Raw genomic sequence first — 18,206 nt, forward strand, 5'->3', positions numbered from 1 at the left:
CGCTTAAAAGACGATTTTAAATAGGATTGTGAAAACCCAGTATTAGCTGGGTTTTCTCTTTTCAGTAGGTGCTTAGTGAGAGGCTGTGGTGAAGGTCTCAAGATGCTTTCTGACGGAGGTCAGTCGTTGCACCAGGGATTCTGTGCTTTGCTCCAAAACTTTGATTTTCGCTTCTTGGGCGCTGGTTCTTAAGTCTTTGGCTTCTTGAATTAAGGGCTCAAGCTGAGTGTCGAATTCGTTCAGGCGAGCGGCTAAATTCACACGTTCCTCTGCGGAAAGTGTTGTGCCTTCAGGGCGTTTTAAATCGTTTAAGGAGACCGTCAATGCTGCGACTTTCTCGCCCAGGATGCGGAAGTCTTGCATTTTTTGTTGCTGCAGATTGTGGCGGTTTTCAAGCAAGGTCGCTCGCTCTGCGACGACTTCGGCTGCTTTTTCCGCGGCCGCGCGAGCCGTTGTCAGTTCTTGCGACAATCGAATAACTTGATCAGAAACACCCTGGCCACATTCTGCGAAGCGATTCATAAGCTTTTGTGCCTGTTCGAAATCGAAGTCGGATTTCAAATCCATGTTCTGAATTTTATCACCTAAGCGAACGATCTCGGAAAGATAACTATCTAATACCAAAACAGACTCAACAAGTGGGGACGGATCTTTGATTTTGTAACTCATGCGGACGGTATGACAGGGCTTTAAATCCCTGTCATTGGAACTTTTATTACAAAGACATAATCGACTACTAGTACCAGTAAACGCGGTATCCCCTGATAAGGCGGGCGCCATTGGTGAGGGGGAGGAAGATCAGGGACTTTTGATATTCGCAGTGTTGGGGGCGTTGGCGGCGGGTTTCTCCGTCACAAAAGCCAGGATCTACGGTCATCGATTTTTCTAAGATATTATAAAGGCTCACGTCGGATTTAATCTGGTTTGCCTGCAGGAAGACGTTCAGTAGGCTGACCTGTTGAGGCAGGTTGGAAGTTTGATCTGAAGCCCACCATGGTTGGCTATTCGCGCGCGGAGAATTTAGTCGCGCATCTGATTCAGGATGGTTTAGAAATTTGTGAGCGACATCATAGGCAAGATTGTCGGTGAAGGCATTCACGACCTCATCAAACCCATGGTGACTGGTCATCGTCGGAAATGTGCCGATCATCTGAATTTCCAAGGCTTCAATGTCTTCGACGGGAACACGCACAAGTTGTGACAAGATGGCGCGTTCGCGGGAAGTGCCATCGGTGATATTTTTGAGAGTGGTATCGGCGAAAGATTTTGGAATGAAGGCAAGAGTGGTTAAGAGTGCCATCAAAACGGATTTTTTCATTTTAGTCTCCTCATGAAAAGTTGATGGAGGAGACGAGTAGCTGGAATTATTTTTCTTCGCAAGAGTGTGTGAAAAAAGAAAAGGGGCCTTGGTGGCCCCTTGATTTTTTATTTACCTTGGATCTTTGTGACTAAATCTGCCCAGTTTGTTCTCTGGTTGAATTTTAAGCCATGATAGCGTTCGATGTATCCGAAATAGTCCGAGCTGTTGGACGGAAGCCAGATTGAAACCCCCCAAGTTTTTGCATCTTGGTTTTGGCTGTTAGCAATTACGAACTGATTTTGAGCATCGCGAACTGATTGCATCGCTGGAGTTGTGATTCCGTTTTTTGTCGCAAGGTCGATGAAATCAATCACGTCGCGGTAATCCCAGTAAGTGAAAAGCTTTGCGTTCTTAGCAGAGCGAGCCACCTTAGCCAAAGAGGCGTTGTCCAGAGCTGCGAACTCTGCGCTCAATTGTTTCAAAGATTGTTCATAAGAATCGATATGAGATAGATCGTAAGCAGACATAGTCACTTTGCGATTGCCGTAAACTCCGCCATTGTATGCTGCCAAATAGTCAGCGGCGTGAACTTTAACAAGGTCTGCAGTACTCATCATTGGGTTTTGCGCCCATTTAGTCAGGAAGGTCGCATAGGGCCAACCAGCGCCTGGCTCTACATCTTGAGATCCCAAGTAATACTGAACTGACTCCGACATTTCAGAAGCAACTTCAACCATACCCATCAAGCAAGCATCAGAAGAATAAATGTCTACTTTATGGCCGAGAATCTTTGCCGACTCTGCCATCGCCTGACCAAGCTGCTCAGTTGTGATGTTGTTGCCTGTGTTATCATCCCAAGAAATATCCATCGGCTTCATGCCAGGGATTGAAGCCAAGTGCCAGCCACCGCCGTGATCCCAAACTACCACGAAGTATTTTTTCGCTGGATAATTTTGATTTGCCCATTCTACGAATTTGACCAATTCTTTCCAGTCACCCATATCAACTTCGCCCATGTTTTGTACAACTGGTGAAGTGACTTTATTCGTTTCGTCGTCTTTTTGAATTAACAGACGGGAAACGCTGCTTTTTTTGGCTGATGCCCACTGAACCAGGATGTTCAGGTTTTCATTGGAACCAACTTGTTCCATTTGATTGATATTCATCGGACCGAATGAATCAAGATTGTTGTTTCCGTTCAGGAAGACCAACATGTTCCATTCTTTAACTTGTTGAGATGCAGAAGCGAAAGTAGATGCCAGCATGATAGCAAGCACGACAAAAACGCGCGAAACGTGGTTCATTTTTCCTCCATGAAAAATGGGACTGGACTGTAGGGTAGCACCAAACTGGAACCACACTCACGCTTGTTCACATATGTTCAGGACGTTCGCTTGGGCTAGAAGTTGTATGCGCCGCTAATGGCGAGGGACTAGGTGTGTTTGTGAGTTCCGCGACACGCCTTCCAGGCACACCGTCGCCGGCTGCGCCGGTTCGCGCATCGTGCGCCTACGGAGGTCGCTGCATCACGAGCACACCTAGTCCCTCGCCATTAGCTTGAATAACTTAGCAAGCTTGTCCTGGAAGTATCTAAATCAAAAGGCACTGATTAATAAGTCAGTGCCTTTTGATTTAGTATTTGGCTGTTAAATAATTTGTTTAAATCACTGGATCTCGCCAATCTATAATCTCGCATCCAGTAACATCTATAGAGCCTCTAATAAAAATGTGTGGAATTTTCCCCCAAGCGGGTGCGCCACGCTCCCCACGTTCTTTCCATTCATTAAAAAATGTATAGGCTTCGGGAGGAACGACTTTGAGTTCGCAATAACCCTCAACGCTTACTAAATCAAAAACATGATCTGGGTCTTCTTTACCGAACTCATAGCCTTCACGATTCATATCGAATAATGCAATTGAGAGACCTTGTGCCCTAGTTATCGGAATTTTAAAAAACTTTACTGAGTGGTTACCTTCTGGAAAAACAGTCTTTAAAGCATGAAAAATAAGTGACGGATGAATCGGAGAAAAATGCAAGACTTCGCCTCGTGGGCAGTTGAGTTTGCTTATTTGCTTAAAAGGTAATTCTTTTCTCTTCGGGTGATCGTCATACTTCTTGATTTCAGCATCAAATAACGACGGAAACTTCTCCTTAAGAGAAAAAAGAGGATACAGTATTTTACCCTCTAAGCTACCTGGAACTCCATGATAGATAAATTCCATACATCCTCCGAGAAGTAAGATTTTATCAAAACTTTGTAAGTAGTCATCAAAGTAATGTTTCTAAGGCAATTCTTGGATTGGAAGCCGCTGTTTTTTTGTTTCCTGGAGGCGGCTGTTATTTTTCTATTAGGGAAATTAGAGCCAAGGAAGTGGCCTTCATCGCTTTGGGGTTGTTTTGCATTCTGGCGATTTGCAGGGCGCCTTGGGTCGTGGCGTGAATCAGCGTCGCTGTTTCTTTGGGTTTCAGTGTCGCTTTAAGAGCTTTGGATTTGATTCCTTCTGCTACTACCTTGGTTAGCCAGTCTTGGATTTGTTCCTGTAATTGGCAGACTGTCTTTTTAAGTTTGGGCGGGAGGGTGTTGTAGTCGATGCACAGCACGCCGCCAGGGCAAACTTTAAGTCCGTCTTGGGAAAAGGAATTGTACATGTCGATGAACTTTTTGATTTTTTCCACAGGTTCACGATCTTCGTGCATTTCGGACCAATGTTGAAAAGACTGGGTATAGTCGGCGATCAGGGCAAGTCCCAAGTCTTCCTTTGAGGCGAAATAGTAATGAAGGCTCGCCTTGCGGATACCTAGCTCATCGGCGATGTCTTGGAAGCTAAAGCCGTTATAACCCCTCAATTGGAGGTGGTTTTTGGCAATTTCAATGGCTTGGGCCTTTGTTTCCATTTTTACCTACTTCTGGGGGTTGCGTCGGTGTTTGATTAGGTATATTCTACCTACCGATAGGTAGATAAATCAAGCCTTCATAAAGGACTATGTATGAAAACGAAACAAATGCGTCCCATCGCGATTCTAGCAGGTTCCAGAACTCCGTTTACTAAGTCTCAAACAAGTTACGTACGTACATCTAATCAGGAATTGATGACGGCTGTATTGCAAGACCTTGTGAATAAAACAAACATCAGAGGCGTTCGTGTGGGTGATGTTTCCACGGGTGCAGTTATGAAAAATGCTGCCGATTGGAACATGACTCGTGAAAGCGTCTTGAGCTCGGGCCTTGATCCTCATACTCCAGGTTATGATGTGCAAAGAGCGTGCGGTACTGGATTGGAAACAGCTTGGCATATCGGTTTGAAAATCGCCGCTGGTCAAATTGAATCAGGCATCGCCGGCGGTACGGATACGAACAGTGATATTCAAGGTGTTTTGCCTCACGAATTCACTTGGAAGTTGATGGATGCGCAAAAAGAAAAAACATTGATGGGTCGCTTGGGTAAATTCGCCAAGATCTCGATCGATGATATCAAGCCAAAATTCCCCGTGGTGGTTGAGCCGCGCACCGGACTTTCAATGGGCCAACATACAGAGCTTATGGTGAAAGAATGGCACATCTCTCAAGAGGAGCAGGATAAACTTGCTTTAGCCAGTCATCAGAATGCAGCGAAAGCCTGGGATGCAGGGTTCTTTAAAGACCTGGTATTTGAATTCAAAGGGTTGAAAAAAGACAGCCTGGTTCGTGGCGATACAACTCTGGAGAAATTAGCGAAACTAAAACCCGCGTTTGATAAAAGCGGCACGGGAACACTCACAGCTGGGAACAGTACCGCTTTGACAGATGGAGCTTCGGCAGTTTTGTTGGGCAGTGAAGACTTCGCTCAAAAACATAATTTGCCTGTGCTTGCGTATCTGACTGATGCCGAAGTGGCGGCAGTTGATTATGTGGGTGGTGAAGGTCTGTTGATGGCGCCCACATATGCTGTCGCTCGCATGCTGGAGCGTAACGGACTGACTTTGCAGGATTTTGACTTCTATGAAATTCATGAAGCTTTCGCGGGTCAGGTTCTTTGCACTTTGAAAGCATGGGAATCTGAAGAGTATTGCCGTACCAAATTGGGTCTGACAAAAGCACTCGGTTCCATCGATCGCAGTAAACTGAATGTGAATGGTGGATCCTTGGCTCTTGGACATCCATTCGCAGCGACAGGTGGCCGTATCCTGGTTTCTCTTGCGAAAATGCTTTCCCAAAAAGGCAGTGGTCGCGGATTGATCTCCATCTGTACCGCTGGCGGCATGGGTGTAACAGCAATCGTTGAAAGATAAACATGAATTAGTGACAACTGACACTGATCTTATATGATCAGTGTCAGAGGTTTATTTGTCGCTTAGGCTCGTCTTAGTTTTATCACTCTTGTCTTCTCCAGCGTATTCGCAAACTGCGCCGATAACTTCGGACGTAAATGCCGTCTCTGAAGTTCCTGGTACACAAGTGGCTCAAAATCAAGTTCCACCGACGACCTCTGTTCCCTCTAAGAAAACTCGCAAGAAACGTAAAACGAATAATCAAAATAGCGGAATCATGGGATCCACACGCAAAGTGGTGTCGGATCGAGTGATCCTACTTGCGAACAAAGTCGATGGATTGTTCGGTAACTCCCGTGCCTTGGATGAGTACTATGCGAGCAGCTTAAAGCTCACGACGGGAGTTTTGTATAATGCGACAACGGGCGAACACGAAAACACGTTATCGACATCCCTTATTCTTAGTTTGCCGAATTTGAAAGCTAAAGAGCGCGCGTTTAATGATTACTGGAACCGTAAGCCTGGGGAAGCACCTGCTCCCATGTTTGACGAGGACTTCATCACTCCTGAAGAATTTAAAGAGCAAAATCCCTGGGACTTTGCCACTGAGACGGGGATTCGTTGGACGTGGCCGGTGGGTTATTACGGAAAGCTTCGCGCCAGTCGAAATTATCTGACGGGGAATGTGGTCCATCACTTACTCGACGAGATCGGTTGGGATTCGCAAACGTACTGGGCCAGTAAAGTCTCGTTGGCATCAGACTATGCTTACAGTCGCTATTTCCTTTTACGTTTCGTGAATGAAGCGAATTGGTACATGAGTCACCCCTCGGTCTTTGGTACCACGCAAGGGCCTTCCTGGATCTATAGCTTTCAGGATAAAAGCCTTTTCTCTTTTGATTTAAGATTCAACATGCGCTCGATCAAGCTTGAGATGTACACGGATGCCTATACGGCGGGCTTTACTTATCGTACGGGTTTCAGAAAGTTAAATTGGATCTTTGTGGAGATTTCTCCACTATGCGCGTGGAAGTACGACGATGGATTTACCCCGACAACGACGATCAATCTGAGCTTGGACATCTTGTTCGGTAAAGAAAAAACCGCGAAACCAAAGTCCGACAATCCTCTGGATATGTAAAAATAAAAAAGGGAGTTCGAGTGAACTCCCTTTTTTGCGCGCTGGGCCCAGAAGTAGGACCTGGCACCTATTTTTTAAGTGGCTTTTGGATGATGTGGATCGCGTGACCCAATGTTGCCTCAGCACATTCCATGATCGTCTCGCCCAATGTTGGGTGAGGGTGGATTGAAAGAGCCAAGTCTTCAATGCGTGCGCCCATTTCGATCGCAAGAACTGCTTCAGAGATCAAGTTAGAAGCTTCAGGACCTACAATGTGAACACCCAACAACACGTGAGTTTTCGCATCAGCGATCATTTTTACGAAGCCTTCAGTTTCCATCATGCTCACAGCGCGGCCGTTAGCACCGAATGGGAATTTACCGATCTTAAGCTCAGTGTGACCTTTCGCTTTTGCTTCAGCTTCAGTCATACCTGCAGATGCGATTTCTGGATCTGTGAAGACAACTGCTGGAACTGTTTTCGCGTCATAAACGCGGTTTGCGCCAGAGATAACTTCAGCAACCAACACACCTTCGTGTGAAGCTTTGTGAGCCAACATTGGTTGACCACAGATATCACCGATAGCGAAAATGTTTTGAACGTTTGTTCTGCGTTGAGCATCCACTTTAACAAAGCCACGCTCGTCAACCGCGATACCCGCAGCTTTCAAATTAGCTTGGTCACCGTTCGGACGACGTCCAACAGTTACTAGGATCTTATCGCATTTAACAACTTCGTCTTTCCCGTTGATCTCAACAGTAACTTCGTAGCCGTCTTTAGCTTTTTTCTGAGATTTAGCTTTTGCACCGTACATGATTTTTACGCCGGCTTTATCAAGCTTACGTACAACGATGTTTGCGCAATCTGGATCAACAACACCCGCAAGCAATGAAGGCATAGCTTCAATCACAGTCACTTCCGTACCCAATTTACGTAGGTAAGAAGAGATCTCTAGACCGATATAGCCGCCACCGATAACTGCGACACGTTTTGGAATTTCGTCGAATGCCAATGCGCCAGTCGAAGAACAGATGTCTTTTTCGTCGAATTTAAATCCTGGGATTTCAATTGGACGAGAACCTGTTGCCACGATGAAGTACTTAGCCGTGATAGACTCAGTACCTGCAGATGATTTAACAGAGATTTCTTTAGAAGATTTGAATTCAGCGTCGCCCTTGATGTGAGTTACGCCGTAACCTTTAAGAAGTTGACCCACACCGCTCGACATTTTGTCAGAAACGGATTGTTTCCACTTCACAAGTTGCTTCATATCAACGTTGATATCGCCTTTGATCATCAAGCCCATATCTTTGAAGTTATGTTGAGCTTTGTGCAAAAGGTGAGTCGCAGTGATCATCGCTTTAGATGGGATACAACCCACGTTCAAGCACACGCCACCCAAGAATTCACGTTCGATAACTGCTGTTTTAAAACCAAGTTGAGCAGAGCGGATCGCTGCTACATAACCGCCGGGACCCGCACCAATTACTACTACGTCAAAAGATTGAGCCATGATTATAGCATCTCCACCATTAGTTTACCTGGATTCTCGATGCGGCCGATGAAGGCAGCCAAGAATCTTGCAGCCAATGCGCCGTCGATCAAACGGTGATCGGCAGTCATTGTGTAGTTCATCGTTTTGATAGCTTTCAATTGGCCATCTTTGATAACCGGTTTTTCGTCGATTTTGTACATACCAAGGATCGCCACTTCAGGGTGGTTGATCACTGGAGTGGCGTAAGTACCACCGATAGAACCGATGTTCGTCACAGTGATGCAAGCGCCTTTCATTTCATCTGGTTTCAACTTGCCATCACGGGCACGTTTAGAAAGGTCGATGATCTCTTTAGAGATTTCCAAGATCGTTTTTTGATCCGCGTTTTTGATAACTGGAACAACCAAACCTGTTGGAGTGTCAGCTGCGAAACCGATGTTGAAATATTTTTTGTAAACGATTTCACCAGCAGCATCGTCGATAGATGCGTTGAACATTGGGAATTCACGGATCGTCGCAACCATAGCTTTCATTACGATTGGAAGATAAGTGATCTTAGTTCCGTTTTTCTCTGCGAAGTCTTTCAAAGACTCACGAAGCGCAACCAAAGCATCAACCTTAGCTTCATCCATGATAGTGAAGTGAGGGATGATTTGTTTTGAACGCTGCATGTTTTCAGCGATACGTTTGCGGATACCGATAAGAGCTACGCGCTCTTCAGCGGCACCTGCTTGGCCTTGGTAAGCAGGTCTTGGAATAGTCATGCCACCAGCTGCTGGAGCTTTTGCAGAAGAAGTCGTCGCAACTGCGCCGCCACCCGCTGCCAAAACGTCTTCACGAGTTACACGACCCGCAAGACCAGAACCAGAAAGACCGTTGATATCAACACCCGTTTCGCGAGCAAGACGGCGAGTCGCCGGAGTCGCAAGAACTTTAGAATCAGCAACAGGCGGGAAGATGCCGTTTGCTGTCGCTGCAGAAGAAGTAGCTACTGGAGCTGCTTTTGCCGCAGGGGCCGCTGCTACCGGAGCAGAAGCTTGAGGAGCTGGAGCCGCCGGAGCTGCCGCCGCACCACCTGCGCCTGTCAAAGTAATCATTGTAGATCCAACTTTAACAACGTCGCCGGCTTTGAATTTCAATTCGCCAACAACGCCTGCTACTGGAGTCGGAACTTCAACAGTGGCTTTGTCAGTTAGAACTTCAGCGATCGCTTGATCCGCTTTCACAGAGTCACCAGATTTAACCAACCATTTTACTAGTTCGCCTTCAGTAACGCCTTCACCAAGTTCAGGAAGTTTTACGTCTTGTGCTTTACCACCAGCTGCAGGAGCTGGAGTAGATGCTTGAGGAGCTGCTGCTTTTGGAGCTGCCGCTGCTGCCGGAGCAGGAGCCGCCGCTTTAGCTGCGCCAGCATCGAGAGCGATCATCGTCGAACCAACTTTAACAACTTGGCCCGGTTTAAATTTCAAATCTTTTACAGTACCAGCTACTGGAGATGGAACCTCTACAGTTGCTTTGTCAGTCAATACTTCAGCGATAGGTTGATCTGCTTTTACAGAATCACCAGGTTGAACCAACCATTTAACCAATTCACCTTCAGTGACGCCTTCGCCAAGTTCAGGCAGTTTTACATCAGTTGCCATACAGGGAGTTCCTTTCAATATTAGCCTTTAAAATCAAACACTCCCTTCTATTGCGATGGGGGCTCATTTGCACCGATTAATGCCATGCATAAATGAATTGTTTTTCCCTCTGCAACATAGCGGTTTGAGGGTTGAATTTCCGGCTCTGGCGTTGTTATTTTACAACTCACTTTGGGGGTCCCATGAAATATTCTCGTAAACTCCAGGAAGGCACCTTCCTAAAACGTTATAAACGCTTCTTTGCCGACATCGAGTTCGAGGGGCAGACCATTGTGGCGCACGTTCCCAACACAGGAAGTATGAAAAGCGTCAATAACCCAGGTCAGTTGTGTCTGTTTTCACAATCAGACAATCCAGAGCGTAAGTTGAAATTCACCCTGGAGATGATCAAGTCCCCGACGGGTTCGTGGGTGGGTGTGAATACGGCGACTCCCAATACAGTTGTTAAAGAGGCCGTCCTAAACTCCATCGGTAAATCTGAAAACGAAGTTCCAGGTTTTGCGCATTGGGCTTCTTTTCATGAAGCTAAGCCGGAATACAAAATTTCTGCAGAGACGCGATTGGATTTCGCACTAAAGAAAAAAGACACTGATAAAATGCACTTCATCGAAGTGAAAAACGTAACTTTGGGCGAAGACGGTGTTGCGAAGTTTCCAGACGCTGTGACGGAACGTGGGCAAAAACATTTGCGCGAGCTGATGGCATTGATGGAGCAAGGACACACGGCTGAGCTGGTGTTCACAGTTCAACGTCATGACTGTGCTACTTTCTCGCCGGCTGATGATATTGATCCAGAGTATGGCCGTCTGTTGCGTGAGGCATCAACAAAAGGTCTAAAGATCTCTCCGCACATTATTGATCTGACACCGACAGAAGCGGTTTTATCTCAAAATAAACTTGAGGTTGTCCTCTAAAATTCCCTGGCTCTTTTTGAACTAAATTCCATAAGCGAGCCGTGAAATGTTATTTTTTAGAGTATAAAAGTAGTTCTGGTTTCTGGCTGACGGCAAAATCAAAGACGCCGTCGGCCCAGACTCCAAAATTCAAGGGCCACTTGCCTTGATATTGAATTTTTACAAATTGACCCACGCGTTTCTTAAGATTTTGCAGCTGTTCTTCGGCTTCGTCGGGATAAACTTTTAGATCCACCGCAATCAGATAACTAAATTCGTGATTTCGTTCGATTAAAACGTAGGCAGCTTTTCTAACGATGAGTTCGTCACTGAAAAAGCTTTTCAGGGCACTCACGAAATCTGCTGGAATCAGCTTTTCCGGAATCGTTATTCTGTCTTTTGCTTTCAAAGAAACCTTGTATCGCAAAGGTTCTGTACGTTTTTTTAATGCCATTTTCTAACCCCAACTCCATGAAAGTGACCGGTATTAGCGTCGGTCACGTAAACTAACTGCATTTGCGGTGCCAGTGGCCATTTATCAAAACCTGAGTGGTTGTCTTGAATTCGACCAAAGACCTTTATTTAGGAATTCTTCGAGACCCTTTCAGCGGATCTCGCTAAACTAGAAATATGAAATTTATCGCTTTATTGGCAGTTACGTTTTTCACGTCTTTATGGGGTTTCGCTCAAACAGAACCTGACTATCAGGCGCTTTTTAAGAACCTTCAAAATCTCCAACAAGATTTAAAGCAAAGTGAAAAATCAGCAGTTACTTGCGAAGCTGCGCAAGTAAAGAACTGCAAGTATGGTGACTTCTGCCAAAGTCTTCGCAGCCAGAGTCAGAACTTTTATCTTTATAAAAACAGCCAGGGTAAAACTGTTCCCAATTCATTTTTTATTCGTCTGGTCGATCAGGTGCGCGCGTGTTTGGATCAACCGTTGCCGGAAGTGGACACAACGGATGTTTTTGCAAATCCATTAAAGCTTAAAAAATCGGATCCTCTTTATAAGTCTGAACTTGCGCGCACGCAGAAAATTTTTGCGGATTCGCAAGCTCGGGTCGTAAAGCTGCTGGAGTCCAGAAAAAATGTCGAAAATTCCAAAGAGATCGATCAAGAAATCAAACGCATTAAGGCGATCAAGATAGCGGCCCCTTTGTTCACTGATAAACGCGAGCTTGAAAGAGAATGCGCTTATCCTGGAGCCAATTATGATTCGACAAACAATACAGTTGTGATTTGCCCGCAAATGCTTGGAATGCCAGACGCCTCGATATTCTCTGTTTTATCGCATGAGATCGGTCATGCCGTGGATCCTTGCAACGTATACGCGCAGATAGCGGGTGACTCTGTGGCAGTGGGAAAGAATCCGTTTAACGAAGTTCTAAGCTGTTTAAGCAAACCCCAGTCGATGGGAGCAAAGAATTATTCCAAACAGCAAATCAAAGACGCCATCACCAAAGAAGAAAAAGATTACGCTAAATCCTTGGGGCCCTTGTCACCGGAAGTAAAAGCGGAATATGAGAAACGTCGAAAAATCGTCGATCAGAATTTCGATAAATATCGCTATTGCCGAAATTTTTCGCGTGACGCTGATATGCAAGAGGGCTTTGCGGACTGGGTTTCAGCAAAAGTTTTATCTCAGAAGATAGCGGAGATCAAAGATCCTGCGGCGGCGAAAACGTATGCATTTGAAGCGCAGCTCACATCGGCGGCCTCTGAATGTGAAAGTGTGAAGGTTGCAGCCATCAATCGAATCGAAGTGGCGTTAAAAAATGACTGTTCTCAATTCGCTGATTATAAAGAGCAGCTCTTGCATGCAGATGACTACGCTGATCCCTCGAAAGTTCCACACCCTAAGATTTCTCGACGTGTTGACAAAATTTTGTTCGCGCAGCCCGAGATGCAAAAGGCACTCGGATGCACGCCTGAAAGCAGTACTTCAGTTTGTGATTAACTGAAAATCACTCTGACACTTCCCCAAAGTCTCGTGTAGAAAATAGCGACACAAAAAAAATCTTTAAAGTCCTAATATGAGCGCACCGAAGACCTCTGTGTAACCAACACGGAGGTTTATATGACATTCAAAAAAACAAAGAATGTTCTGGCATTACTATCCGTCACTTTCTTAATGGCAGCCTGTGCAAAAGGCGGTTTCGAAAGCTCTTCTACAGTTTTAGCTGACGATCCAGATACAGAACAATCAGCGGGCGATTCCACGCAAGCTATTCCGCCAGCAGAGGTGGAAACACCAGACACCGGTGCCAGCACGGGCACAGGTTCAGGCTCTTCTTCAGGTGGTACTTCTAGCGGCACATTGACGGACGCACAGATTATCGCAAAGTACGCGTATGTTGATACCGGTAAAACAATCAACCAAACGATGCTGAAAAATGCTCTTTTGTATTACCATAAGAATTTGTCTAAAATTAAAAATACAGATGTTTTGTCTGTGCTAGATTTTAGCAAATACTCGGGAAAACAACGTTTCCATATCATCAATATGAAAACGGGCGAAGTCTGGAGTATTCGAGTGGCTCACGGTAAAGGTTCTGACCCTGATCATGATGGTTACGCGAACTCTTTCAGCAACACATCTGGATCTAACGCGAGCTCGGTAGGTATCTATAAAACAGCTGAAACATATTCAGGCTCTCACGGATACTCTTTACGCTTGGACGGTTTGTCTTCAACGAACAGCAATGCTCGTTCAAGAGCCGTGGTTGTTCATGGCGCCGACTATGTGTCTGAGGCCAACGTGACTCAAGGCCGTAGCTGGGGCTGCCCAGCGGTATCGATGAGCATCAGAACTAAGGTGATCGACACTATTAAAGGTGGCTCTATTATCTACGCTTCTGCAACGAACTAATTAAGTTACTAATCAAATATCTGGTTACAATTGAAGGCTGTCTCATAGTGAGACGGCCTTTTTTCATTTTGCTGGAACAGTCTTTGTATTAACTCCGGGTATGGATACAAAAAGTTTCCCAAGTCGTATAAATTCTTATTTAGTGTTAGTCCCTAAACACTCGGGCGACATTTTGCGCCTTTTCATCGCAGCAATGCTTTTGATTCAGGCGGCTTGTACCGGCGGCAGCACAACGATAAATCAAGCCCCACCTCCATCTTCTCAAGCCAGCGGCAATACCCGCACCTCAGACCCAGATGGCTGGGGAGGGGGCGGCACTGGCGACGGTGGCGGCGGACAGGGAGTCCTTTGTTCAGCAGAAACCAAGGACACTAATCTTCGCGGAAAGCTGATCGTTCGTGACGTCTATGAAGCTCAATACAACTATCGCCGTACCATGGTTTCAAGTGGACTTGGACCAGCAGGTACTGAAAGCGTTGATGAATCGACAGTGGGATTTATTCTTTCGGCTTTGAAGCGTTATTATGGACCCGCACTTCGCGATACCGATATTGGGTACGCAAAATATTGGACGGACTTTGCTCAAAAGATTTCATTTGTTCCAGATCAAGCCTCGCTTTATCCCAGCAAAGATGCGAACTCACCCTTGGCATTGCCTAAAGGCTGCACCATCGTGCAAATCGCCTATTGGGACGAATCCGCAGGTGTGGTCGAAGACGGAACTTTGTATGTTGATAAAACTCTGTGGGTAAAACTTGATCAGTTTAATAAAGCGGCCTTGCTAGCCCACGAATACTTTTTCAAAAAAGCTCGTGAGGCAGGATTCACCAACTCTGATTATGCTCGCTATAAAGTCGGACAATTATTATCTGTGGAAGGGATGCCCCCTTTGTTTCCAGGCTGGGTTCCTGCGAAAGATCCTAAGTTAGCCGATGCACTGCCAGATTCACCTAAAGGATTCAAATCTTGCGTAGGTTCGGCGGGTGAGCGCGGTTCATTTATTAAGCTCTATCAGTACAAAGATGATAAAGGCGTTCAGCGAATTATCATTCCCTCGTTGAAATCATCCAATTATTCTTTACCACCGTTCCAAAGTGTTACTGCATCTTTTACGCCCGGTCCGACTGATATCATGGGCTTAATTACAGACCAATTCATAGTGGAAAATCCGCTCGTAACTTTGCCAATGGATTTTATTCAGAATTCGGTTACGGGTAAAACGGATGCAACCCACCACGGTTTGGAAAACATGCCTCGGGAAATTTATACGTTGAATATTCCGACGAAAAATCGAACCGTGAAGTTGGCGATTTTAAATCCTGTTGCAGACGAAGTCGCACTTGGTAAAGATGAATTGAAATCGGCTGCTGAATTGGCGTTGCAGATGAATTACGAGATTGAAGACCGTCTTTCCAAGGCCGTTGGATTTAGTGGCGTCTCGGGTGACGAAATGCTGGGTGCGGTCGCAGCTTTGAATGCTGAAATAGATATGGCGCTTAAGGCGGGAGTCTTTCCTACGGGCTTTCCAAAATGGAAAGCGGAGCTTGATAAAATGGAACAACATTTACAAGCGAAACCAAAAGATAGTTTGGGAGCTTTTTCTGTGGCTAAGCACACAGAGTTATATGTCGATCTTCCCACAGTTTTGTACCGTATCAAACAGGGTACTTATTCTGAACAAGAAATGTATCGAGTGATGAGTTTTGATGCTTATAAAAAAATTAATCATAAGGTTCGTAAACTCGTTCAGTTGAGTTTGTCTGTCGACGATAAAAAATTAGACTATGGCTTAGAGTGCGACACCTATACGGATGTTTATCAAAAAATCACCCAGCCGTCAGACGTGAAATTCTCAGAAGAGGGACTTAGCAATCCCGTGTCGGTCGAAGTTCTTAACAGACCGGGTGAGACGGTGACGACTTCTTCGTATGCTAAACACGCGGACTCCATTAAGTCAGTACTGACGAACGGATCTTTACGTGATGCCTCTTTCCGAGACAAATTCTTCGCATTTGCGGAGAAGGAATGTTTCGCCCAGGCGGGTGAGGGGATGGATGAATGTCGTCCCGCTTTGGAGTTTTTGAAAGATTTTAAGAGCGGAAAATCTATCCAAATCAGGACTTGCGATGAATTGATTGCGGGAGAGTGGTCAGACTACGCAGGCGGTGGTTTGTACGGCATCTGTGTCATAATTGACTTTAAAAATCTGAAGCAAAAGTACAGTGCACAGGCATTCTTTTTACGATCGAATGAAGTTTCGGACTTTGCTGCCGTTCCGTGGAAGGTTAGAGAAAAAATGGAAAGCTCTGGGGTCGATCCTAAGGTGCCATTCTTAGGCAAGCTCGTGCGCTTGCCTTATGTCAGTGAGAAAAATGAAAGGCCTATGCCGATGAAAACGGCGCCGATTAGGCGCTAATTTAAAGGGCGTCGAACGACGCCCTTTCATTTTTAATACAATTTCAATTGCTCGCCGACGAGTTTCTTCAGGTCATTAACGTGACCCAGGTACTCATCCAGATCCAAGCGTTCGTCTTTGCGGACGTGAGCGCTTGGGTTGTTATATTGAGTGAGTTCAATCACGTCAGCGTGAGAAGAAATCTCAGAAAAACCTTCTTCTTCCAAAGTCGTCATCAAGAAATCCAGGTCATGGCTGTCATCGCCTTCAGGGAATTCAAGTTCACGCAAAGACATCATCGCTTTTAGGTACAATTCACAAGCTTGCGCCAGGTTATAGCCGACGATGTCGTGTTGGCTTTCGTCACCCATGCTTTTTTGTGCGATATCGATGTTGTCTTGTGCTTTTAGAATCATAGACTTCGCTGTTGAAACGCTCATGGAGTCCCCTTGGGTGTGAAATGAATTAATAAAACTTTAACCGGGAAAGATGGGTTTAGGGAATAAAAAAACCCACAATCCTTGCGAATTGTGGGTCTTTATTTTCTCTCTCAAAGAGACAGATTATTTAGCCGCAGTTTTCAAGTGACGGTCGATAATGTCTTTGAACTCAGAGAACGGATACGCACCACGAAGGGACACGCCGTTGATCAAGAAGCCTGGAGTACCGGAGAAGTTGAATTTTTTAGCTTCTTCCATGTCAGCTTCGATGATTTTAGTGATTTTTTCGTCTTTAAGATCTTTTTCAACACGTTTCATGTCCGCACCAGCTTTTTTCGCAGCATCTTTTAAGAATGCTTCTTTTTTAGTGCGAAGTTCGCCTTGGTTTTCGAACACGATGTTGTAGAACTTTTCAGCTTTCGCGTGGTCTTGCATTGCGATTGCTTCGAAGTAGCGTGCTGCAGGCATCGCCATAGGATGGAAATCCAAAGGCAAGTGCTTATAGATTACGCGAACATCTTTAGGGTACGCTTTCATAACTTCATCAACTGTTGCGTGACCTTTAGAGCAGTATGGGCACTCGAAATCAGAGTATTCAACGATCGTGATTTTCGCGTCTTTAGGACCGAAGAATACACGGCTGTCGTCGATAGCTGGTTTCAAAGGATTTGCGAACTCTTCGTCACGCTTTTTGCCTTCTTCAGCCATTGCTTTTTCTTGAGCTTTCTTTTGTGCACCTTGAGCTGCTTTGTTCACCACTTCGATGAATTGCTCAGGGTCTTTTTCGATAGCTGCGAAAACGATGCTTGGATCTTTTTCTACTACTTCTTTAAGTTGTTTTGCGGATGGAGCACAGTTCACAAGGGAAAGTGCCAACGCTGAAACTGCTGCTAATTTAAATGCTTTCAATGTCGCCTCCATAAAGGAATTTAATTTGTTAAAACTCAAAAGCCCTCCCATTGTGCCATGTATTTTCCACGAGGGAAGGAAAAAAACCCGAACCTAAGTCCTGTACCCCATTCTTGCCATGCTGCATGAAGTGATTGGACTTGCGTGAAGTTTCTGTGTGTTTAGACTGGAAACTATGAAAAAACCAAATTTTATTTTAGCAACATTCGTGACCGCTTTTTGCCTTCACGCACAAGCCGGTCTTATCGCAAACTACGCAACCCTGGCGACTAAAGATCTCGATCAGATGAACGAGCTCGTGAATGAGAAGATCCAGGAATCAGAGCAGCTGCATGATGAAAAATACGTGCCTTTGAAAGAAGCTCTTCAAGCCGTGTTTTCACGCCCAGATGGTACTGATGATATGATTGATAAAGTCGTCGGTCCTTTGCGCACGAAACTGGATGAATTGGATCAATGGGAAAACGCGTTGACGATCCTGGTTGATGAAGCGGTTGATGCACTTAAGCATCCTAAAGGTGTCAAACCTGTTATTCAAAATACGTATGCTGTCTTTTTAGAAAACTTCGTTGCTGAATCTAAACCTTACGCAAAATCCAACGGCTTTGAACGCAAACTATTGGAAAAAATCCGCGACGCAAAAATTGAAATGACCCGAGAGGCAAAAAATGAGCGTAGCCTTCGTGGCATGAAAGTAGGGGATTCGCCATCGGATTTGGCCAAGCGTGTGCTGGAGCAGAATCCGGTAGAGAAACCAGCTGCCTCTAAAGACGAAAAGAAGAAAAAGAAGTAAAAAAGTTCGCCGGATCAACTGTAAATCCGGCAAAATTTTCCCTCGACCCGACTGGTCTCTGGTACTTTCTGACCAGAGACTAGCGTCAAAACAAAGACCTC

17 protein-coding genes are annotated in these 18,206 nt (G+C 45.4%); 7 read left to right on the forward strand and 10 right to left on the reverse strand.

The window, feature by feature from the left end; genetic code table 11:
• Positions 1 to 72 precede the first annotated feature (72 nt).
• The 5 genes from ACLSU7_RS15530 to ACLSU7_RS15550 all read right to left on the reverse strand — a co-directional run bounded on the left by ACLSU7_RS15530 (position 73) and on the right by ACLSU7_RS15550 (position 4,196).
• The gene (locus tag ACLSU7_RS15530) at positions 73 to 669 is read right to left on the reverse strand and encodes a hypothetical protein (protein WP_413292821.1); all 597 of its coding nucleotides are present in this window, start codon (positions 667 to 669) and stop codon (positions 73 to 75) included.
• 67 nt (positions 670 to 736) lie between these two features.
• Positions 737 to 1,318: a hypothetical protein gene (locus tag ACLSU7_RS15535; RefSeq protein ID WP_413292822.1), complete on the reverse strand. Its 582-nt coding sequence runs from the start codon at positions 1,316 to 1,318 to the stop codon at positions 737 to 739.
• Positions 1,319 to 1,425: 107 nt separating this feature from the next.
• Complete coding sequence (locus ACLSU7_RS15540) at positions 1,426 to 2,604, reverse strand: clostripain-related cysteine peptidase (protein WP_413292823.1); 1,179 nt, start codon at positions 2,602 to 2,604, stop codon at positions 1,426 to 1,428.
• A gap of 355 nt (positions 2,605 to 2,959) precedes the next feature.
• Positions 2,960 to 3,523, reverse strand: a complete 564-nt coding sequence (locus ACLSU7_RS15545) for a hypothetical protein (protein WP_413292824.1) — start codon at positions 3,521 to 3,523, stop codon at positions 2,960 to 2,962.
• Between the two features lie 115 nt (positions 3,524 to 3,638).
• Positions 3,639 to 4,196, reverse strand: coding sequence for a TetR/AcrR family transcriptional regulator (locus ACLSU7_RS15550; protein WP_413292825.1), 558 nt, complete (start codon positions 4,194 to 4,196; stop codon positions 3,639 to 3,641).
• A gap of 93 nt (positions 4,197 to 4,289) precedes the next feature.
• On the opposite strand from ACLSU7_RS15550, the gene ACLSU7_RS15555 reads away from it, so the two are divergent.
• Both ACLSU7_RS15555 and ACLSU7_RS15560 read left to right on the forward strand, forming a co-directional pair.
• Entirely contained in the window at positions 4,290 to 5,570 is a 1,281-nt protein-coding gene (locus ACLSU7_RS15555) for an acetyl-CoA C-acetyltransferase (RefSeq protein WP_413292826.1), read from the forward strand.
• 55 nt (positions 5,571 to 5,625) lie between these two features.
• Positions 5,626 to 6,690: a hypothetical protein gene (locus ACLSU7_RS15560; RefSeq protein ID WP_413292827.1), complete on the forward strand. Its 1,065-nt coding sequence runs from the start codon at positions 5,626 to 5,628 to the stop codon at positions 6,688 to 6,690.
• A 67-nt stretch (positions 6,691 to 6,757) separates the two neighbouring features.
• Here the strand turns inward: ACLSU7_RS15560 and lpdA are convergent, their stop codons facing one another.
• Both lpdA and ACLSU7_RS15570 read right to left on the reverse strand, forming a co-directional pair.
• Positions 6,758 to 8,182 (reverse strand): dihydrolipoyl dehydrogenase, encoded by a 1,425-nt coding sequence (gene lpdA / locus ACLSU7_RS15565; protein WP_413292828.1) that lies wholly within the window; start codon positions 8,180 to 8,182, stop codon positions 6,758 to 6,760.
• A 2-nt stretch (positions 8,183 to 8,184) separates the two neighbouring features.
• Positions 8,185 to 9,807: a 2-oxo acid dehydrogenase subunit E2 gene (locus ACLSU7_RS15570; RefSeq protein WP_413292829.1), complete on the reverse strand. Its 1,623-nt coding sequence runs from the start codon at positions 9,805 to 9,807 to the stop codon at positions 8,185 to 8,187.
• A 182-nt stretch (positions 9,808 to 9,989) separates the two neighbouring features.
• Between ACLSU7_RS15570 and sfsA the strand changes: the two genes are divergently transcribed.
• Positions 9,990 to 10,721: a DNA/RNA nuclease SfsA gene (gene sfsA / locus ACLSU7_RS15575; protein WP_413292830.1), complete on the forward strand. Its 732-nt coding sequence runs from the start codon at positions 9,990 to 9,992 to the stop codon at positions 10,719 to 10,721.
• 49 nt (positions 10,722 to 10,770) lie between these two features.
• Here sfsA and ACLSU7_RS15580 read toward each other — a convergent pair whose 3' ends face one another.
• Entirely contained in the window at positions 10,771 to 11,154 is a 384-nt protein-coding gene (locus ACLSU7_RS15580; RefSeq protein ID WP_413292831.1) for a hypothetical protein, read from the reverse strand.
• A gap of 176 nt (positions 11,155 to 11,330) precedes the next feature.
• Between ACLSU7_RS15580 and ACLSU7_RS15585 the strand changes: the two genes are divergently transcribed.
• From ACLSU7_RS15585 to ACLSU7_RS15595, 3 genes are all read left to right on the forward strand, one after another.
• Positions 11,331 to 12,656, forward strand: coding sequence for a hypothetical protein (locus tag ACLSU7_RS15585; protein ID WP_413292832.1), 1,326 nt, complete (start codon positions 11,331 to 11,333; stop codon positions 12,654 to 12,656).
• 120 nt (positions 12,657 to 12,776) lie between these two features.
• Positions 12,777 to 13,568 (forward strand): murein L,D-transpeptidase catalytic domain family protein, encoded by a 792-nt coding sequence (locus ACLSU7_RS15590; protein WP_413292833.1) that lies wholly within the window; start codon positions 12,777 to 12,779, stop codon positions 13,566 to 13,568.
• 142 nt (positions 13,569 to 13,710) lie between these two features.
• Positions 13,711 to 15,984: a hypothetical protein gene (locus tag ACLSU7_RS15595; RefSeq protein WP_413292834.1), complete on the forward strand. Its 2,274-nt coding sequence runs from the start codon at positions 13,711 to 13,713 to the stop codon at positions 15,982 to 15,984.
• 32 nt (positions 15,985 to 16,016) lie between these two features.
• Here ACLSU7_RS15595 and ACLSU7_RS15600 read toward each other — a convergent pair whose 3' ends face one another.
• Both ACLSU7_RS15600 and ACLSU7_RS15605 read right to left on the reverse strand, forming a co-directional pair.
• Positions 16,017 to 16,403, reverse strand: coding sequence for a HEPN domain-containing protein (locus ACLSU7_RS15600; protein WP_413292835.1), 387 nt, complete (start codon positions 16,401 to 16,403; stop codon positions 16,017 to 16,019).
• Positions 16,404 to 16,526: 123 nt separating this feature from the next.
• Complete coding sequence (locus ACLSU7_RS15605; protein WP_413292836.1) at positions 16,527 to 17,351, reverse strand: DsbA family protein; 825 nt, start codon at positions 17,349 to 17,351, stop codon at positions 16,527 to 16,529.
• A 136-nt stretch (positions 17,352 to 17,487) separates the two neighbouring features.
• Here ACLSU7_RS15605 and ACLSU7_RS15610 point away from each other — a divergent pair, with 136 nt between their 5' ends.
• Positions 17,488 to 18,105 carry a hypothetical protein gene (locus ACLSU7_RS15610; protein ID WP_413292837.1) on the forward strand — a complete coding sequence of 206 codons (618 nt, stop codon included), beginning with the start codon at positions 17,488 to 17,490 and terminating at the stop codon, positions 18,103 to 18,105.
• Positions 18,106 to 18,206: the final 101 nt, after the last annotated feature.

Origin of the sequence: Bdellovibrio sp. HCB185ZH (assembly GCF_047302455.1) — a bacterium.
In the GTDB taxonomy this organism is placed as follows: Bacteria; Bdellovibrionota; Bdellovibrionia; order Bdellovibrionales; family Bdellovibrionaceae; genus Bdellovibrio.